Source organism: Pantoea sp. AG1095, from assembly GCF_003208415.1.
In the GTDB taxonomy this organism is placed as follows: Bacteria; Pseudomonadota; Gammaproteobacteria; order Enterobacterales; family Enterobacteriaceae; genus Pantoea; species Pantoea leporis.
Map to the genome: position 1 here is coordinate 17,792 of NZ_QKMJ01000001.1, position 18,631 is coordinate 36,422.

15 protein-coding genes and 1 tRNA gene are annotated in these 18,631 nt (G+C 51.5%); 7 read left to right on the forward strand and 9 right to left on the reverse strand.

What is annotated here, in order from left to right; genetic code table 11:
- Positions 1-103 precede the first annotated feature (103 nt).
- The 4 genes from purK to ppiB form a co-directional block, all read right to left on the reverse strand.
- The gene (gene purK, locus DEU53_RS00085) at positions 104-1,168 is read right to left on the reverse strand and encodes a 5-(carboxyamino)imidazole ribonucleotide synthase (protein WP_110865666.1); all 1,065 of its coding nucleotides are present in this window, start codon (positions 1,166-1,168) and stop codon (positions 104-106) included.
- The gene (gene purE, locus DEU53_RS00090; RefSeq protein ID WP_110865667.1) at positions 1,165-1,674 is read right to left on the reverse strand and encodes a 5-(carboxyamino)imidazole ribonucleotide mutase; all 510 of its coding nucleotides are present in this window, start codon (positions 1,672-1,674) and stop codon (positions 1,165-1,167) included. The genes purK and purE overlap by 4 nt, the downstream gene beginning before the upstream one ends.
- A 131-nt stretch (positions 1,675-1,805) precedes the next feature.
- Complete coding sequence (locus DEU53_RS00100) at positions 1,806-2,522, reverse strand: UDP-2,3-diacylglucosamine diphosphatase (protein WP_110865668.1); 717 nt, start codon at positions 2,520-2,522, stop codon at positions 1,806-1,808.
- Positions 2,522-3,016: a peptidylprolyl isomerase B gene (ppiB, locus tag DEU53_RS00105; protein WP_008103818.1), complete on the reverse strand. Its 495-nt coding sequence runs from the start codon at positions 3,014-3,016 to the stop codon at positions 2,522-2,524. The genes DEU53_RS00100 and ppiB overlap by 1 nt, the downstream gene beginning before the upstream one ends.
- Before the next feature lie 218 nt (positions 3,017-3,234).
- On the opposite strand from ppiB, the gene cysS reads away from it, so the two are divergent.
- Positions 3,235-4,620 carry a cysteine--tRNA ligase gene (cysS, locus tag DEU53_RS00110; RefSeq protein WP_110865669.1) on the forward strand — a complete coding sequence of 462 codons (1,386 nt, stop codon included), beginning with the start codon at positions 3,235-3,237 and terminating at the stop codon, positions 4,618-4,620.
- Between the two features lie 33 nt (positions 4,621-4,653).
- Complete coding sequence (locus tag DEU53_RS00115; protein WP_110865670.1) at positions 4,654-5,760, forward strand: AAA family ATPase; 1,107 nt, start codon at positions 4,654-4,656, stop codon at positions 5,758-5,760.
- A gap of 25 nt (positions 5,761-5,785) precedes the next feature.
- Here DEU53_RS00115 and ybcJ read toward each other — a convergent pair whose 3' ends face one another.
- The gene (gene ybcJ, locus DEU53_RS00120) at positions 5,786-5,998 is read right to left on the reverse strand and encodes a ribosome-associated protein YbcJ (RefSeq protein WP_007890771.1); all 213 of its coding nucleotides are present in this window, start codon (positions 5,996-5,998) and stop codon (positions 5,786-5,788) included.
- The gene (gene folD, locus DEU53_RS00125; RefSeq protein ID WP_110865671.1) at positions 5,998-6,864 is read right to left on the reverse strand and encodes a bifunctional methylenetetrahydrofolate dehydrogenase/methenyltetrahydrofolate cyclohydrolase FolD; all 867 of its coding nucleotides are present in this window, start codon (positions 6,862-6,864) and stop codon (positions 5,998-6,000) included. Before folD ends, ybcJ begins: the two co-directional genes overlap by 1 nt.
- Positions 6,865-7,039: 175 nt before the next feature.
- On the opposite strand from folD, the gene DEU53_RS00130 reads away from it, so the two are divergent.
- From DEU53_RS00130 to DEU53_RS00150, 5 genes are all read left to right on the forward strand, one after another.
- Positions 7,040-7,543: a DUF1198 family protein gene (locus DEU53_RS00130; RefSeq protein WP_110866423.1), complete on the forward strand. Its 504-nt coding sequence runs from the start codon at positions 7,040-7,042 to the stop codon at positions 7,541-7,543.
- A gap of 95 nt (positions 7,544-7,638) precedes the next feature.
- Positions 7,639-7,715, forward strand: a tRNA-Arg gene (locus DEU53_RS00135).
- A gap of 223 nt (positions 7,716-7,938) precedes the next feature.
- Positions 7,939-10,305, forward strand: coding sequence for a class I SAM-dependent DNA methyltransferase (locus DEU53_RS00140; protein ID WP_110865672.1), 2,367 nt, complete (start codon positions 7,939-7,941; stop codon positions 10,303-10,305).
- Entirely contained in the window at positions 10,305-11,678 is a 1,374-nt protein-coding gene (locus DEU53_RS00145; RefSeq protein WP_110865673.1) for a restriction endonuclease subunit S, read from the forward strand. Before DEU53_RS00140 ends, DEU53_RS00145 begins: the two co-directional genes overlap by 1 nt.
- Positions 11,675-14,926 carry a type I restriction endonuclease subunit R gene (locus DEU53_RS00150; protein ID WP_110865674.1) on the forward strand — a complete coding sequence of 1,084 codons (3,252 nt, stop codon included), beginning with the start codon at positions 11,675-11,677 and terminating at the stop codon, positions 14,924-14,926. The genes DEU53_RS00145 and DEU53_RS00150 overlap by 4 nt, the downstream gene beginning before the upstream one ends.
- Before the next feature lie 119 nt (positions 14,927-15,045).
- Here DEU53_RS00150 and DEU53_RS00155 read toward each other — a convergent pair whose 3' ends face one another.
- The 3 genes from DEU53_RS00155 to tssF are packed head-to-tail and all read right to left on the reverse strand — an operon-like array spanning position 15,046 to position 18,630.
- Complete coding sequence (locus DEU53_RS00155) at positions 15,046-15,810, reverse strand: hypothetical protein (protein ID WP_110865675.1); 765 nt, start codon at positions 15,808-15,810, stop codon at positions 15,046-15,048.
- Between the two features lie 22 nt (positions 15,811-15,832).
- Positions 15,833-16,849 (reverse strand): type VI secretion system baseplate subunit TssG, encoded by a 1,017-nt coding sequence (gene tssG / locus DEU53_RS00160; protein ID WP_110865676.1) that lies wholly within the window; start codon positions 16,847-16,849, stop codon positions 15,833-15,835.
- A complete protein-coding gene (tssF, locus tag DEU53_RS00165; protein WP_110865677.1) occupies positions 16,846-18,630 on the reverse strand; it encodes a type VI secretion system baseplate subunit TssF in 1,785 nt (594 codons plus the stop codon). The genes tssG and tssF overlap by 4 nt, the downstream gene beginning before the upstream one ends.
- Position 18,631: the final 1 nt, after the last annotated feature.

Here is an 18,631-nt window from a genome sequence, read left to right on the forward strand (position 1 = left end):
CGGGCTGATGCCCTCACCCCGGCCCTCTCCCAGAGGGAGATGTTAGCTCGATTGGTTCCCTCTCCCAGTGGGAGAGGGCTAGGGTGAGGGAAAAACAGCTGAACTACAGCTTCTCAACCGCCCACGCAATCCCGCTCGCATACGCTTCCGGCAGCAGCGGCACCAGCGCATTCAAGGCTGACGCCAGACGCGCGTGATCGCTATCGGTGAGATTAAGATGCCCAACCTTGCGGCCTTCACGCACCTCTTTGTCGTACCAATGCAGATGCACCAGCGGCTGCTGCAGCCACGCCAGATTCACCTCAGTACCAATCAGATTCACCATCACCGACGGCGCAAACACCACCGGCTTTGGCAGTGCCAGGCCCAAAACCGCACGCAGATGCAGCTCGAACTGGCTGATTGACGCGCCATTCTGCGTCCAGTGGCCGCTGTTGTGCACGCGCGGTGCCAGCTCGTTGATCAGCAAACCTTCTGGCGTAATGAAACACTCCATCGCCATCACGCCGACGTAGTTCAGCTCATGCATGATGGCGCTGAGCATCGCTTCCGCCTGCTGTTGCTGTGCGGCATCGGCCTGCGGGAACGCCACGCTGGTGCGCAGAATGCCGTCCTGATGCAGGTTATGCGTCAGCGGATAAAACACCGTGCTGCCATCGTGCCCACGCGCGCCGACCAGCGACACTTCGCCGCTGAAGTTAATGCCTTGCTCAACGATGCATTCGCCGTAGCACTCATCCGGCAGCGCATCGGTTTCATGAGCGCGCAAACGCCACTGACCGCGGCCGTCATAGCCGCCGGTACGACGCTTTACAATCGCCAGTTCGCCAAGCGAGTTGAACACGGTTGGCCACTCGGCTTTATCGGCCAGCAGCTGCCACGGCGCGGTAGCGAGGTTCAGCTGATCCAGCAGCTGTTTTTGCGTCAGGCGATCGGCCAGACGCGGGAAGATATCGCGATTCACAAAGGCCGGATGGCTCGCCAGTTCGCGGGTTAACGCGGTTTCCGGCCAGCGCTCGATCTCAGCGGTGATCACGCTTTCGGCGATCGGCAGCGCAGAAGGTTCCGCATCCAGGCCCACCGGATACACCGCGATGCCCAGCGGTTCACCCGCCTGGCGCAGCATGCGGCCTAACTGACCATTTCCTAAGACGCAAACCGGCTTCATACGTCCTCCCGCGGATCCGGGTTGTTCAACACTTCATCGGTTTGCGTTTGACGCCAGTTGGCGATGCGCGTTGACAGCGCGCTGTCGTGAATCGCCAGAATCTGTGCCGCCAGCAGAGCGGCGTTGGCAGCACCGGCTTTACCAATCGCCAGCGTACCCACCGGAATGCCGCGCGGCATCTGCACGATGGAGTAGAGGCTATCGACGCCGCTCAGCGCCGCGCTTTGCACGGGCACGCCCAGCACCGGCACCAGCGTTTTCGCGGCCAGCATGCCCGGCAAATGGGCTGCACCGCCGGCACCGGCGATGATCACCTGAAAACCGTTGTCGGCTGCGGTTTCCGCGAAGCTAAACAGTTTGTCAGGCGTACGGTGAGCTGAGACCACTTCAACGTGGAAGGGAACATCCAGGCTGTTAAGAATTTCCTCGGCGAACTGCATGGTAGCCCAGTCACTTTTGGAACCCATGACAATGGCGATACGGGCCGGGGCGGCGTTGGATGACATGCGGTCAACTCCTGTGAATATGCAAACGAACCTGGCCGGGCGGGCAGGCGAAGAAGGGCACAGAGAATAGCATGAGATGGCAGCAAGGAAAACGGTTGCGTAGGCGGAAAACGGGCATTGATGCCCGGATTTCAGAAGGGAAATTCGATCAGGCTGACGCCGCTGGCATCAAGCTGAATCATCGATCCGTTCTTATGCCAGGCACCCAGCACCGCGCGCTCGGCGTTTTTGCCGTGCAGCGGGAAGGCGTGAATGGCGGGACGATGCGTGTGGCCGTGAATCAGAATCGCCACCTGTTGACGCGTCATCGCGGCTTCCACCGCGGACTGATTGACGTCCATGATGCTGACCGATTTATGCTGATTCGCCTGCTTGCTGCCATTGCGCATGCGCGCGGCAATACGCATGCGCAGACGCAGCGGCAACGCGAGGAACAGACGCTGCAACCAGCGCTGATGCACTTTGGCGCGGAAACGCTGATAGCCTGCATCGTCGGTGCACAAGGTATCGCCGTGCATGATCAACACACGATGTCCGTAGCGATCGAGCACCTTTTCTTCCGGCAGCAACGTCATGCCGCTGGCACGCGCAAAACGCTGGCCGAGCAGGAAGTCGCGATTACCGTGGATGAAGAATTTCGGTACCGGCAAGGCTTTGAGCGCCGCAGCGATCTGCTGATGCAGCGGATTAGGATCGTCGTCGCCGATCCAGGCTTCAAACAGATCGCCGAGGATGTAAAGCGCATCGCACGTGCGCGCTTCACCCTGCAAAAAATGCAGAAAACCGGCAGTAATTGCCGGTTCTTCATGACACAGATGCAGATCTGCGATAAACAGCGTGCGCGACATTACTCGCTAACAGTCACTTTCTGGATGACAACATCTTCAACCGGAACGTCCTGATGCATGCCGCTGCGGCCGGTTTTCACCGCTTTGATTTTCTCAACCACGTCCATGCCTTCAACCACTTCAGCAAACACGCAGTAACCCCAGCCTTGCAGGCTTTCGTCACGGAAGTTCAGGAAGTCGTTGTCTGCCACGTTGATGAAGAACTGGGCCGTTGCAGAGTGTGGCGCCTGAGTACGCGCCATCGCCAGGGTGCCTTTGGTGTTTTTCAGGCCGTTGTTCGCTTCGTTGCGGATGTCTGCTTTGGTATCTTTCTGCTTCATGCCAGGCTCAAAACCGCCGCCCTGAATCATGAAACCGTTGATTACGCGATGGAAGATAGTGTTATCGTAAAAACCTTCCGCGCAGTATTCCAGGAAGTTCTTCACGGTAGCCGGCGCTTTGTCATCGAAAGTTTTGATTACGATATCGCCATGGTTCGTCTGGAAAGTGACCATTATTTTCTTCCTGTCAAGGTTGTCGTCAGTATCAACTGCCACGCCTGTAAGGCGGCGGGGCATTTTTGTAGACGCTTCTTATATCACAATTTCCAATAACGCGTCAGTAACCGGACGGCAGTTGGCAACCGAGCGATGCACAAGTCAGAAAAATACGGCACAATAACCGGCTACGCTGCAAGGGCGTATCCCGCAAACGTCACTAACGGAACCATTCAATGTTGAAGATCTATAACACCCTGAGTCGACAGAAAGAGGAATTTAAACCTATCCACGCCGGTGAAATCGGTATGTACGTGTGTGGTATCACGGTTTACGACCTCTGTCATATCGGCCATGGGCGTACATTTGTGGCATTCGACGTGGTGGCGCGTTATCTGCGTTACGTGGGCTATCAGCTGAAGTATGTGCGTAACATCACCGATATCGATGACAAAATCATCAAACGTGCCAATCAAAATGGGGAAAGCATTGAAACGCTGACCAACCGCATGATCGCTGAGATGCACAACGATTTCGCCGCGCTCGGCATTCTGCCGCCGGATCTGGAGCCGCGCGCCACCCGCCATATCGATGAAATCATCGAGCTGGTCGGCAGGCTGATTGAGCGTAAGCACGCGTACGTGGCGGACAACGGCGACGTGATGTTCGACGTGATGAGCGACAAAGATTACGGCGTGCTGTCGCGTCAGGATCTGGAGCAGCTGCAGGCCGGCGCGCGCGTCGAAGTGGCGGATGTGAAGCGCAATCCGATGGACTTCGTGCTGTGGAAGATGTCTAAAGCCGACGAACCTGCGTGGAACTCGCCGTGGGGCAACGGCCGTCCCGGCTGGCACATCGAGTGTTCGGCGATGAACTGCAAACAGCTCGGCACCCATTTCGACATTCACGGCGGCGGTTCAGATCTGATGTTCCCGCACCATGAAAACGAAGTGGCGCAATCCACCTGTGCGCACGATGGTCCGTATGTGAATTACTGGATGCACTCCGGCATGGTGATGGTTGATCGCGAGAAGATGTCGAAATCGCTGGATAACTTCTTCACCGTGCGCGATGTGTTGCAGCATTACGATGCCGAAACCGTGCGTTACTTCCTGATGTCGGGCCACTATCGCAGCCAGCTCAACTACGGCGAAGATAACCTCAACCAGGCGCGTGCGGCGCTCGAGCGCTTGTACACCGCGCTGCGTCATACCGATGCCAATGCCACGGCGGCGGGTGGCGAAGAGTTTGAAGCGCGATTCCGTACCGCGATGGATGACGACTTCAACACGCCGGAAGCCTATTCGGTGTTGTTTGATATGGCGCGTGAAGTGAATCGCCTGAAGACCGAAGACAAAGCTTCCGCTGATGCGCTGGCAGCGAAACTGCGCCAGATCGCTAACGTGCTCGGCATTCTGCAGCAGGATCCCGAGCAGTTCCTGCAAAGCGGTGCGCAGGTGAATGACGATGAAGTGGCGGAAATCGAGCATTGGGTGAAAGCCCGTTCCGATGCGCGTGCAGCCAAAGATTGGGCGCAGGCGGATGTGGCGCGCGATAAGCTCAATGAGTTGGGCGTGATCGTTGAGGATGGGCCGCAAGGTTCCAGCTGGCGACGCAAATAACCGGAGAGGGCGAGAAATCGCCCTTTTTTATTGATGGCGATTGAACAGATTCATATTCACGGCTTCCGCTCGGTGCGCGACCTGACGCTACCGCTGCAACAGCTCAACGTGGTGAGCGGCCCCAACGGCTGCGGCAAATCCAACCTTTATAAAGCGGTGCGACTACTGCACGAAGCGGCGAGCGGACGTTTAGCGCTGGCGCTGGCGGAAGAGGGCGGCATCCAGAAAGCGATGTGGGCGGGCGGATTGCGGCGCGGCGATCGTCGCCACGATCCTAAACGTCTGGCGCTCGCGGTAGTGATGGATGATATGGATTATCAGCTGGATATCGGTTTTCCTGAGCCGTTAGCCACCAGCATGTTTAACCTCGATCCGCTGGTGAAAGAGGAGCGTATATGGATGAGCGGCCAGCGTCGGCGTCCTTCCTCCTGCATCCTGCAGCGGCAAAATCAAACCGCTTTCCTGCACAACGTTGAGGGCGAACGCGTTGCTTATCCTGCGGTGCTGCATCCGGAAGAGTCGCTGTTTGGGCAGCTTGGCGAGCCGCACCTTTATCCCGAGCTTTCGCAGGTACGTGAAAGGCTGCGTCAGTGGCGTTTCTATCATGAGTTTGCGGTGTGGCCCGGTTCGCCAATTCGTGCGCCGCAGATTGGCGTGCGCGCGCCGGTACTGAGCCACGATGGCAGCAATTTGGCCGCAGCCTGGGCTACGATTGTTGAACGCGGTCATTCCGAATTACTGCTTGAGGTGATGGCCGAAGCCTTCCCGGACACGGAATTTCACGTTGACGTGCAGAACGGGCGTTTTCAGATGCTGATGTCACGGCGGGGAATTTTGCGTCCGCTGGAGAGCGCCGAGTTCTCGGATGGCACGCTGCGCTTTCTCTGCTTAGTGGTGGCGCTGCTCAGCCCGCGTCCGCCAGCGTTTATGGCGCTGAATGAACCGGAAAACAGTTTGCATGAAGACTTGTTGCCTGCATTAGCACGACTGATCGCCGAAGCCAGCCAGTTTAGCCAACTGTGGATCACCAGCCATTCACCGAAACTGGCGACGCTGATTGCGCAGCATACGGCGGTGAATCATATCGCGCTGGAGCAAATCCAAGGGGAAACTCGGGTGGTGGGGGAAGAGCGGATTTAGGCGTCCCGATTGGGACGCCTAAAGGTCAGGCAACAACCGTAATCTTAAAGCCCGCAAACTCGACCTTCTGGCCTTCAACAATCTTGCAGCGCTTACGCGTTTCAACTGCGCCATCGACGCGCACTTCGCCTTCCGCGATCACCGCTTTCGCCTGCGCACCGCTTTGCACCCAACCTTCGAGTTTCAGCAGGTCGCACAAATCAACGTGGGCATGTTTACCGAGAGAAAAACTGGCCATTATGCCTCCTCAATGTCGTGAAATTCTTCACACGCCGTCAGCGTGTTTTGGATCAGTGTCGCGACCGTCATTGGACCGACGCCGCCTGGAACGGGCGTAATGTACGAGGCGCGCTCAGCAGCGGCTTCGAACTCCACATCACCCACCACTTTGCCGCTGTCGAGGCGGTTGATACCCACATCAATCACCACCGCGCCCGGCTTGATCCAGTCGCCCGGAATAAAGCCCGGCTTGCCAACCGCCACCACCAGCAGATCGGCGTGCTCAACGTGATGACGCAGATCTTTGGTGAAACGGTGCGTAACGGTGGTGGTACAACCGGCGAGCAGCAGCTCCATGCTCATCGGACGGCCAACGATGTTCGATGCGCCAACCACCACGGCGTTCAGGCCGTAAGTATCGATATTGTAGCGCTCCAGCAAGGTGACGATGCCGCGCGGCGTACACGGACGCAGCTTCGGTGCGCGCTGGCACAGACGACCGACGTTGTACGGATGGAAGCCATCCACGTCTTTGTCCGGCACGATACGCTCCAGCACTTTGACGTTATCGATGCCGGCTGGCAGCGGCAGCTGCACCAGAATGCCGTCGATGTCGTTATCGTTGTTGAGCTTGTCAATCAGCTCCAGCAGCTCGGCTTCGCTGGTGGTGGCGGGCAGATCGTATGAGCGGGAGATGAAGCCCACTTCATCACAAGCACGACGTTTGCTGGCGACATAGATCTGCGAAGCCGGGTTTTCACCCACCAGCACAACTGCCAAACCGGGCGCTCGTTTACCGGCCGCCAGACGCTGCTGTACTTTTTCGGCAACCTCAAGGCGCACCTGCTGCGCAATCGTTTTACCGTCAATAATTTTTGCTGCCATCAGAGAGGAAATCCATCTGTAGAGGGTTAGATCGGGGATGGCGCCTATTCTGTCAGAAGCGCGTCCGGCTGTCAGGTAGAGATTCGCCATCAACGCCGCTTTCCCGATTTTTCGCCGTGGCGCCCGCCCGCGTTAGCGCTTATGATGCCCGGCAGTGAATGAGATGGATGACGTGATGATTTGGTTAATTCTCGCCACGCTGGCGGTGGTGTTCGTGGTAGGTTTTCAGCTGCTGACGGCCAGCTCGCGCCATGCGGTGCAGGCGCTTAATAAACGGTTGCAACTGCCGCCGGTGCATATCGAATCAATGTTGTCGCTGATGGGCAAAGAGGCGGCAAAAGAGTTTACCGACTACATCGCGGGCGATAACGACACGCATCTGCACAATGGCGCGGCGGTGCTGCTGATTTGGCAGGTGCTGATTGTTGATGGCAGCGACGAGAATAGGCAGCGCTGGCACGGCATTTTGAGCCGGGCTGGGTTTTATGCGCTGATATCAAGGCAACAGCTGTTGCTGGCGTTGGGGTTCTTGCGCCAGCTGGAGCCGGACAGCCAGGAACTGCACGCGCTGCGCGATCAGTACAATGCGCACTTCACGCAGCAAGGGATTGAGCTGGAAGGCGAAACCGAGCAGAGCGGGAATCTGGTGTCGTTAAGCGAATGGCGCAAGCGGCATTAAGGAGTTTTGGTTAATCTGGCAGCACTCCGCCGCTAGTGGGAGGCAAAAACGTTGACGCGCGAGCCGCTGGACGTATAATCCGACCCAATCACTATGCGCCCTTAGCTCAGCTGGATAGAGCACCGGCCTTCTAAGCCGTAGGTCACAGGTTCGAATCCTGTAGGGCGTACCATCCTGAATTCTCCTCATCTTTATCTCTTTTCTTTTAAATTCATTCGTCGTTTATCCTTGTCATACAGTTCGCTAGCTGTATTATTTTGCCCAATCCCTTAGATCTACTCTTATATAAAACAGTGATTGAAGCGCTATCCGCTCATGATCTTTATATATGGCAATTTCTTATACAATTGCCGCAATAGTAGAACTAACCACTTTGCTTTTACTCAGGTTGCATAATGTCCAATCATAATTTTTCTCAAACTGCCGCTTTTCTCTGGTCGGTTGCCGATCTTCTGCGCGGAGATTTTAAACAGTCTCTTTATGGCCGCATCATTCTGCCATTTACTCTGTTGCGTCGATTAGAGTGTGTGCTTGAGGAGAGTAAAGAGGCTGTATTGGCCCAGGCTGAAAAGCTGAAAGCAATGAAAGATTTGCCAGGGGAAGCACAGGAAAAATTCTTGTTACGCGCAACTAATGGTCTGTCCTTTTTCAATACATCTCCCATGAATCTAAGCAAGTTGGGCCAAAGCGACAACGCAGATAATTTGCTGAATTATGTCGAATGCTTTTCTAGTGATGCGCGTCAGATTTTTGAACAGTTCAAATTTAGCGAATATGTGGGTGAGTTAAAGCAAGCGAACCTGCTGTTCAAAGTGGTCAAATTGTTTGCGGTAACTGATCTCAGCCCAAAAAAAATATCTAACCATGATATGGGATTAGTGTTTGAAGAACTGATCCGCCGCTTTGCTGAAAGTTCAAATGAAACCGCCGGAGAGCACTTTACTCCGCGTGATATCGTGCGTTTAACTACATCATTAGTATTTATGGAAGATGATGATGCGCTGAGTAAACCCGGTATCATCCGTACTATCTACGATCCCACTGCGGGAACCGGTGGGTTCTTATCTTCTGGTATGGAATATGTTCACGATCTCAATCCAGAAGCGGTAATGCGAGCCTTTGGCCAGGAACTCAATCCCGAATCTCATGCTATTTGTAAAGCCGATATGCTGATCAAAGGGCAGGATGTTAGCCGCATTAAGCTGGGTAATACCCTTTCTAACGATCAGCTCCCCGCCGACCAGTTTGATTACATGCTGTCTAATCCACCTTTCGGTGTGGACTGGAAAAAGATTGAAGGTGAGATTTACGATGAACATTCGCAGAAAGGCTTCAATGGTCGTTTTGGGCCGGGCCTGCCGCGTGTCTCCGATGGATCTCTGCTGTTCCTGATGCATCTGCTTAGCAAAATGCGCGGCATTCATAATGCTGATGGCTCAGTAAGTAACGGCGGTCGCATCGGCATTATACTTAACGGCTCGCCGCTTTTTACTGGCGGTGCGGGTAGCGGTGAGAGCGAAATCCGTCGCTATATTCTGGAAGCCGATTTACTGGAAGGCATCATCGCGTTGCCAACGGATATGTTTTACAACACCGGTATCGCGACCTACGTCTGGATCCTGTCGAATAAGAAATCAGCAGAACGTAAAGGCAAAGTTCAGCTGATCGATGGCACTAATCTTTGCGGTAAAATGCGTAAATCGCTGGGCTCCAAGCGTAACGTGATGGGTGAAGAGGATATCAGGCTAATTACGCAGACTTTCGGCGATTTTAAGGTGGTTGATGCGACTTCACTGGAAGAGCTTGGGCTGGAAAAAGCGCCAGAGCAGAAATCCAACCGTGGCCGTCAGTCTGCCACGGCTAAAACTGAAACGACGAAAACCTTCGCCAGTAAAATTTTTAACACTACCGAATTTGGTTATCGCCGCCTGACCATTGAACGTCCACTGCGTTTGTCTGCACAGGTGACTGATGAAGCGATTGCCACACTGCGCTTTGCACCTAAGCCGTTTAAAGCACCGATGGAGCGTTTATACGAGGAGTTTTCTGCACAGTGGCAGGATGATAATTACGGTGATTTTTCAGCGATCGAAGCTGAAGCCCGCGTCATTATCAAAGCAGAATTTGCTGAATTGAAAGAGAAGCAGATTAAGGATTTACTGGACAGCAAATTGTGGCTGGTGCAACGCACGTTGATGGATAAGGCGCATCAGATTCAGAATGCCTTAGGTGTTCAGGCGGGCGGCAAAACAGACGTCAGCCATGACTATAACCAGTTCCAGCTGACACTTAAAAATGCGATTAAAACCGCAGGCGTGAAGCTCGATACCAAAGACAATAAACAGTTTATCGACGCTATAACGACTAAAAACCCTGATGCCGAGCCGGTAGTGAAGAAGGTGCTGAAAGAGGGTGCTCAACCTCTATACGGTGCATTTGAGTACAAAGGTAAAGTAGTTGAATTTGAGCAGGACGGCGATCTGCGTGATAACGAGAACGTGCCGCTAAATGCGTCAGTTGCCACCAGCGATCTGATTGAAAATTACTTTAAAGCAGAAGTGCTGCCGCATGTGGCGGATGCGTGGATTAATGCAGATAAGCGCGATGCGAAAGACGGTGAAGTAGGTTTTGTTGGTTACGAGATTCCGTTTAACCGTCACTTCTATGTTTATCAGCCGCCGCGCCCGCTTGAAGAGATTGATGCAGATCTGGATGCTATCAGCGCAGATATAATGAAGCTACTTCAGGAGGTGCATTCCTGATGTCTAAATTTAATCATTACGAATTATATCGCGCCAGTGAGTATTTCAACACCGAGATACCTTCTCATTGGGAAGAAAAACAATTGGGGTTCTTGGCAAAACAGGATCGCAATGCATTTGTTGATGGCCCATTTGGTTCTGACTTGAAAACGACGGACTACCAAGATGATGGTATTCCATTAATTCAATTAAATAACATTCGAGATGGCAAACATCTTTTAAAAAATATTAAATTTGTCACCAAAAGAAAAAGCATAGAACTTTCAAGGCATATTGCTTATCCGAAAGATATTGTTTTTGCAAAAATGGCGGAGCCGGTAGCAAGGGCTGCAAAAGTTAATGAAGCTTACCCTGATTATGTCATTGTCGCTGACTGCGTGAAAATGACGCCTAATAAAAAAATTATAAATGAAGATTATCTGGTTTGGGCTGTCAATTCAGATTGCGTTCGGATGAATGCTGAATTGGTTTCTACTGGGACAACTAGAATTAGAATAAGCCTTGGGGAATTAAAAAAAATAAGGATTCCTTTCCCCTCGTTGGTAGAGCAGTCAAAGATAGCATTGTTTCTTAACCACGAAACAACAAAAATCAATAAGCTAATCGATAAGCAACAACAACTAATTGAACTGCTTAAAGAAAAACGTCAAGCAGTGATTAGCCATGCTGTAACCAAAGGTCTTAATCCTGATGTGCCCATGAAAGATTCTGGTGTTGAATGGTTGGGGGAAGTGCCTAAGCATTGGGTTGTTACTCGTGCAAAATTCATTTCAAACATATTTGTTCCACAACGAAACAAGCCTGAGTTAAATGATGATGCGGGTCTTTTCTGGGTAACTATGGAAAATATGAGTCAGCAATACATAACGTATTCGTCTCAATTCGTTTCTGATGCAGCAGCATTAAAATCAGGTTCAAAGATTTTACCTCAAGGGGCCGTAATTGCCAGTTGTGTCGGGAGTTTTGGTATCTCAGCAATTAACATGGTAGATGTGATTATCAATCAACAGTTACAAGCATTTCAGCCAGTAAATATAAAGGCTGAATTTCTTATGGCATTGATAACTATTTCGAGAAATTATTTTGAGCTCATTTGTACTGCAGCAACCCTAACTTATGTAAATAAGGAAGGTTTCGAAAATCTTCCCGTAGTAGTTCCACCCAAGAATGAACAAATAAGCATTTGCAAATTTATAAATGATAGTAACGAGAAATTTGAAATGTTGATGGAACATTCGCTGGATCAAGTCAATCTGCTTAAAGAACGCCGTGCCGCTCTTATTTCTGCCGCCGTTACCGGAAAAATCGATGTGCGTGACTGGGTAGCGCCCGAGAAGCAGGATGTTGAGGAGCCACAGGAGACCACCGCATGAGCATGGACAGCACCAAAGAACTGATTTTTCAGGATGAAATGATTGTGCAGATGGTCGATCGCGGCTGGATTGTTGGCAAAGCTGACGGCTACGATCGCGAACGTGCGCTCTATTCACAGGATGCGCTGACTTTCGTGCAAACTACGCAGCCGCAGGAGTGGGATAAGTTTGCCAAAATTTATCCCACCGATACCGAACGTCACTTCCTTGATGCGCTGGTGGCGCAACTCCAAAAAGTGGATATCAACGCTACCGATATGCTTTCACGCACTTACGGTACGCTCGGCGTATTGCGTCACGGCATCAAGAGCCATAGCGCGCGTTTTTCGCTATGTCAGTTCAAACCGGAACATAACCTCAATCCGGACACGCTGGCGCGATATAAACAAAACATCTGTCGTATTGTGCCCGAGCTGGTTTACAGCCCGCACGCTTCCAAAGCGGTATTTGAAGAGTCAGGCATAAAAGCGAAGAAGTGGCGTATTGATCTGGTGCTATTTGTGAATGGCCTACCGATTGCCACGCTGGAGCTAAAGTCTGAATTTAAGCAGGCAGTACAAAACGCCATCACCCAATATAAGAAAACGCGCCTGCCAAAAGATCCCGGCACTAACAAAATGGAACCGCTGCTGACATTCAAACGCGGTGCGTTGGTGCACTTTGCCGTCAGCCAGTATGAAGTGTTTATGGCGACTAAACTCGACGGCGACAAAACCTTCTTTCTGCCGTTTAACAAAGGCACCAAAGACGGCGGCGCGGGCAATGATATTCCGGAAAATGAAAATGACTATGCCACAAGCTATCTGTGGAATGAGGTCTTGCTGCCGGACAATCTGCTGAAAATTCTCGCCAGCTTTGTGCATCTGCAAATTGAAGATAAAGAAGACTGGCAGGGACTGAAGTATAAAAAAGAGAGTCTGATCTTTCCGCGCTATCACCAATGGGATGTGGTTAATAAACTGATCACGGCGGCAGCAGAGGAAGGGACAGGTAATAAATATCTGATTCAACATAGTGCGGGTTCAGGGAAATCCAATTCCATCGCCTGGACCGCTCACCAGCTATCGCGGCTTTATGATGAGAAAGGTGAGAAGCAGTTCCACTCGGTGATTGTTGTCACTGACCGAACCGTGCTGGACGATCAACTGCAGGACACAATCTACCAGTTTGAGCATCAGGATGGTGTGGTCGGACGCATCAACAACAAAGAGGGCGATGGTTCAAAGTCGGAAAAGCTTGCTAGCGCGCTTGAAAACTCGCAGCCGATTATCATCGTTACTATTCAGACCTTCCCGTTTGTGCTTAAAGTGATTGAAAACAGTGTCAGCCTCAAGCTACGTAAATATGCGGTAATTGCCGATGAAGCGCACTCTTCGCAAAGCGGATCCACCGCGCGTCAGCTGAAAGAAGTGTTGATGACAGAAGAAGCGGATGACGATGCCGTGATGTCGTCAGAGGATATTCTTGATGCTACGGTTGCCGCGCGTAAGGGCAGCAGCAATCTCAACTATTATGCATTTACCGCAACGCCGAAACCGAAAACGCTCGAGCTATTTGGCCGTCGCCCTAATCGGCATGAGCCAGCCTCCAGAATTAATAAGCCAGAAGCGTTTCATGTTTACTCCATGCGTCAGGCTATTGAAGAAGGTTTTATTCTCGATGTTCTGAAGAATTACACCAATTACAAGGTGGCCTATAAGCTGCTGCAAAAACTGGACGATCCGGACCGCGAAGTTGATAGCAAAAAAGCCAAAATAAAACTCACCCAGTGGGTATCGCTGCATGAGCACAATGTCTCGCAAAAGGTGAAGGTCATTGTTGAGCATTATCGTAAGCATGTGATGCATCTACTGGGCGGACAGGCGAAAGCAATGGTTGTTACCAGCTCACGTAAAGCGGCTGTGCGTTACAAGCTGGCGTTTGATAAATACATCGCTGAAAACAACTACCCGAAAATTAACGCGATGGTTGCCTTCTCCGGTGAAATTGAGTTTGCCGAAAGCGATCATAACGCGCTTGCGCTCCTGAATCAGAAATTCACTGAAATCAATATGAACCCCGGTCTGAAAGGGCGGGATATGCGTAAAGCCTTTGATAGCGATGATTATCAAGTGATGCTGGTGGCAAACAAATTCCAGACCGGTTTTGACCAGCCCAAATTGTGTGCCATGTATGTGGACAAAGCATTAGGGGGAGTGGAATGCGTTCAGACGCTTTCACGACTGAACCGCACCTATCCGGGCAAAGCAGAATCAGGCACATTTGTACTCGATTTCTGGAACGACCCAGATGAGATTCTTGAGGCTTTCCAACCGTATTACCAAACAGCGGAATTAACCGATGTTAGCGATCCGCAATTAGTCTTTGAGTTATTCGAAAAATTGCGCACCAGCGGTATTTTCTTGTGGAATGAAGTTGAGCAGTTCTGTGATGCATTTTTCACTAAGAATAAATCTAATGCAGCGATCAGCAACATCTGCAAGCCAGCAGTTGATCGTTGGAAGTTGCGTTATAGCTCAGCGATTGATGCTTACGTGCAGGCTAAAGAGATATTTGAGCTGACCAAAAAAAGCACGAATCAAGTAGTGCTTCTGACTAACGCAGAAAACACTTTCAAAGCCTGTAAGCAGGAAAAAGACAAGTTGGATATCTTTAAAAAAGATCTCGGCAGCTTTGTCCGCTTCTATGAATTTATGTCGCAGATCGTTGACTATGATGACAAGGACCTGGAAAAGCTAAGCCTGTTTGCTCGCCACTTGCGCCCAATGTTGCATGAACAGCGTATTGCAGAAGATGAGGTTGATCTCAGTAATGTTGAGATGAGCCATTATCGTTTGTCAAAGCTCCATGAACAGCATCTGAAACTCCAAGAGGATGCAGAAGAGTACAAACTCAAACCTGGCAATGAAATAGGCACCGCAAAGCCTAAGAACCCGAAAGAAGAGTTCCTGTCAAATATTCTGGCGCGTCTGAACAACCTCTTTATTACTGACAATCTTAGCGATAAAGACATGATTAATTATGCTTTTGCCGTGCGAGACAAGTTATCTGAGAACCAAGCGGTAATGACGCAAATTGCTAATAATACGCGCGAACAGGCAATGCTGGGCGATTTCCCGAAAGCGATTGATGATGCCGTAATGGATAGCAACGATGCGCATCAGGAGATGATGATTCAGTACTTGTCGAATCCGGAGCTTGCGAAAGGATTTGCCAGAGTGGTGTTTGATATGTTGAAAGGCGCTTAAAAGATGCGAGGCAGAATATTGCCTCGTTATCCTTAATACACTTGTTAATATGCTTGTAGAAAAAACAATTGGATATTTATTATGTTGAATCCTGTTTCTGAATGGGGCAGGTCAGCAGTTCAATCATAAAAGTGATGTAACATTTTCGTGTCTGTGCGCAAATATTTATTCTGCCAGTTCAGCTTCTGTTGTTGTTTTGTCTGAATATCAGCTTCCTCACGCAATTTTTGTTGCAGCCAGGGAGAAAATGTTCTGTAAAAAATTCTTGCTCTTCTGAACTTTTCAAACTGACTCATCATGAAAAGGATCCAAACCACATTTAAACAGTAGGCGGAGATAGCGAGTGCAATGTAAAACACTTGTTCGGTCCCAGATGAGGTTTTACCTATGTCTACAAATAAAAATAGAGCAGTGAGAAGAATCAGCGAAATGATACTGATGAATGTGAGTTGCAAACCTCTTAACTTCCTGTATCGTTTATTGTAACTATTAAATGAGTCGTTCTGAATGTCCTTGATGCAAGGGGTTTTAATAAAGCCTTGAAAGTCTCGGTCTTCATAGCTGATGTTTCGCTCTCTAAGGAATGTCAAAAGCAGCTCGTTTATTTTTACCGAGTACTGCATTCCTATTACATCATATAGTGCCTTAACAGCATTCTCAGTGGCTGTATTTATACTTTTTGCATATAGGTTAGAAATACAGGCAAGTGCTTTTGCTCTTTTTTCAGTGACTGTGGCCTTCTCAGCATAATGAATACCTGCCAACCTTTTTATGATGGGCCACGCTGCTTTTATTAACCCTGGGATAAGTACACCTAGAGATAATTTAAGAGACTCGGTGCTTATCAAAGTTGAGAAATTGATTGTTGAGTTTATTTCTTCCATTCATTCACTCTCGATGTTTATGTTATTTAACGTGACTATTTCGCAGTTTTCCCACTTTGATGCGCACTGTTTCCGGCATCGCACTCAGATTATCCTCCCTCAGCCCCAGCATCATATTGCATCCATTGAACAACCCGGCGTCGCCTAGCCGCGGCATTGGCAGCAATCGGGTGGGAATCGTCAGCCAAAACCGCAAATCGTAGTCACAGCCCAGATACGTACGCAGTAGCGCCATCACATCCTGTCTGAGCTGTCCGTCAGGCATCCAGCCCTTTGCCTCATCAGGATCGTCTGTTGAAAGCTCGACCCGTGAGCAGTAACCGACTACGCAAGTTTCATCACCCAAAATCGGATTCTGATCGAGCGTCATGCCGCTGAGCATTGAAAGTCGGGCGCGTTTCGCCACCGGCATCGTCACCGGATGTTGTGCGAAAACCTCAACTTTGGTCTTCGGTGCCTGGCTGTTGATCACCGCTGCAATACCTTCAGCAGTGTGCGTGGTATGCAGCAGCGGTTTAAGTATCGCCAGCAGGCGTGATGAGGGCTGATCGCTGCCGTGGGTAATGCCGGTTAACGCCATCAGGCTTTGCGAAACTCTATCGGTACCGCCTGGCTCAAAGGTGGCCGGATAGCTGTACTTGCGCCAGATGCGGTAAAACTGCGTCATCAGCCGATGGTTGAAGATATCCAGAAACGCTGCCATCGCATCCGCACCATCGCGGCCTTGGTTGATGTCGTCAATGATGCTGGTGGGCAGCGGCGAATCCACACCGTACAAGCCGAAGAAGTTGGTTCTGACCGTCGGTGGCGCATTCGGGTTATCGGCGTCAATTTCCGTGCGTTTTAGCTCCCCGGCGGGAAAGCCCAGGTGCGGATTGGGACGAAATCGTACCGGATCACTCTTTGGCGTGCGGCTCGTGCCAAGACGGCTGCCGGTCGTTTGCTCCAGCAGTTGGCAGAAGCGGTAAAAGTTATACCGCGCGGTCTGGTCATTGCCGTTATCGTCCAGCCAGAACGGTTTTTTGTTTTCTTCGCTCACATCAGCACCCTATCAATGCGTCGCTCCGGCCAGGCCCATTCGGTGCCCGACGCGGTCAGCAGCACCGTCAGCTGGGTAAAGCGGACAACGCTGGCGTACTGCGTCAGGAACTGCTCCAGCAGCTCGCAGAACAGGCGGGCATCGCCGGTGCTGCTGAACTGGGTTTCATCGAGCGCCACGCGAATACGCACCCCGTGCCAGTGATACAAGGCGTTATAGTCCTGACGCCAGCTGACGTGACGAATACCGCTGATGCGACGGCGGTTGTTATCGTCATTACTCCAGTCAAACAGCGCAAGCACGGCTCGAAGGTTTTTAGCATCGCTAATCATCTGGCTCAGCGCGCGCGGATGCAGCAGCGACATCACATGCCACTGATACAACTGCGTGGTTGGCGGGTAGCAAGGCATAGAAGGGGGATGACGCGTTGTGCACTGCAACGTCAGGTTGCCGGTGACCGCGCTTCCATCAAATACGGCTTTCTCCAGCGCCATGCGCGGATAGTTACCATTGGTGCAGGTGATGTTCATAAACAGCGTGGCATCATCCTCGCCTCGATCGGTCACGCTTTCATCGCCACCCAACATCAGCAGGGTTTCATAAAGACCGCTGACACCACGCCAGATGCGCGTATGGAAATATCGCTCCGGCCACGACTCTTTGCGTTGCAACATGCCCCCTTTTTGCCGGAAGTGCCGATACGGCACATAACGCCGCTTATCCAGTGTTTCGCTGGCGGCAACTTCATCAACACTGTAAATCTCAGTGTGCCGATCGCGCAGGCGGTGGGGACGCAGACGATAATCGAGCACCGCAGGCTTCACCTTCAGCGGCTCCGCGTTCAGCGTAAACAAGTTAATCACCGGCACGCAGTGAATGCGCAGCGCGTCTGCCGGCAGCGAAATATCATGCGGAAGTGGCTGACTGAGGTGAATGTCGAGGATCACTTCTCGAGAGCTTTCATTGAAGGGAAGCGTGTTGAGCCCCGAAAGAGTAAAGAAGGCGTAGCGGGCCGGGAAACTGAAATATTCCAGCAGCGGGCGCATTTCACCGCACAAGGCTGGGCTATCGCTTTCCGGCCAGACCGAGTGCCAATGCTGTTGCCAGCGGGAGCGGATGCCACCATTAAATGGCTGCGAATCGGGGTTATCACTCTGCGGCAGGCGAAAAGTGATGTTGCGCAGATGACGGGTCAGCGCATGGTATAGCAGCGACTGCACTGGGCGATCTCCGTTGATATAAAGCGGAATATCACTGAGATCGACCTGGCTCGGATCGGCCTGAGGGCTGAGTGTAAAACGCAGGGAGATAATCTGGTGCCCGTCGGGGTGAAACGATGTTGTGACATTACCTAACGCCAGCGGATGCAATTTCAACGCATCGGTCGTGCGATACGGGCAGCGCAGGCCAGTGATATCCATTGGTTGGGTCAGCAGCGTTGTACCTTCCGGCAGCACCGCATCACGTACCTGAGCGACGCTATCGGGCGTAAGTTCCACCACAGACATTGATGGCAGCGTGCGGTTCACCACGGGCAGCAGATGCCCAAGCAGCGGCTCCGTCAGCTCCGGAATATCATCATCAATCTTGCGACGCATCTGCGCCATCATCAGCGAGAAGCCCTGAAACAGTTGCTCGACCGAGTCATTCATCTTCAAAGACATGCCGTCGACACCCAGTCGCCGTCCCGCCTCCGGATACTGCTCAGCAAACTCCCGCGCAGCGGCTTTCAGATAACGCATTTCGCTGTCGAAATATTTTAGAAAATCATGCTCGTTCATG

Bases quoted from the DNA above. Each gene is read 5' to 3' on its own strand.
- purK (WP_110865666.1), bottom strand. From the start codon at position 1,168: ATGAAGCCGGTTTGCGTCTTAGGAAATGGTCAGTTAGGCCGCATGCTG.
- purE (WP_110865667.1), bottom strand. From the start codon at position 1,674: ATGTCATCCAACGCCGCCCCGGCCCGTATCGCCATTGTCATGGGTTCC.
- DEU53_RS00100 (WP_110865668.1), bottom strand. From the start codon at position 2,522: ATGTCGCGCACGCTGTTTATCGCAGATCTGCATCTGTGTCATGAAGAA.
- ppiB (WP_008103818.1), bottom strand. From the start codon at position 3,016: ATGGTCACTTTCCAGACGAACCATGGCGATATCGTAATCAAAACTTTC.
- cysS (WP_110865669.1), top strand. From the start codon at position 3,235: ATGTTGAAGATCTATAACACCCTGAGTCGACAGAAAGAGGAATTTAAA.
- DEU53_RS00115 (WP_110865670.1), top strand. From the start codon at position 4,654: ATGGCGATTGAACAGATTCATATTCACGGCTTCCGCTCGGTGCGCGAC.
- ybcJ (WP_007890771.1), bottom strand. From the start codon at position 5,998: ATGGCCAGTTTTTCTCTCGGTAAACATGCCCACGTTGATTTGTGCGAC.
- folD (WP_110865671.1), bottom strand. From the start codon at position 6,864: ATGGCAGCAAAAATTATTGACGGTAAAACGATTGCGCAGCAGGTGCGC.
- DEU53_RS00130 (WP_110866423.1), top strand. From the start codon at position 7,040: ATGATTTGGTTAATTCTCGCCACGCTGGCGGTGGTGTTCGTGGTAGGT.
- DEU53_RS00140 (WP_110865672.1), top strand. From the start codon at position 7,939: ATGTCCAATCATAATTTTTCTCAAACTGCCGCTTTTCTCTGGTCGGTT.
- DEU53_RS00145 (WP_110865673.1), top strand. From the start codon at position 10,305: ATGTCTAAATTTAATCATTACGAATTATATCGCGCCAGTGAGTATTTC.
- DEU53_RS00150 (WP_110865674.1), top strand. From the start codon at position 11,675: ATGAGCATGGACAGCACCAAAGAACTGATTTTTCAGGATGAAATGATT.
- DEU53_RS00155 (WP_110865675.1), bottom strand. From the start codon at position 15,810: ATGGAAGAAATAAACTCAACAATCAATTTCTCAACTTTGATAAGCACC.
- tssF (WP_110865677.1), bottom strand. From the start codon at position 18,630: ATGAACGAGCATGATTTTCTAAAATATTTCGACAGCGAAATGCGTTAT.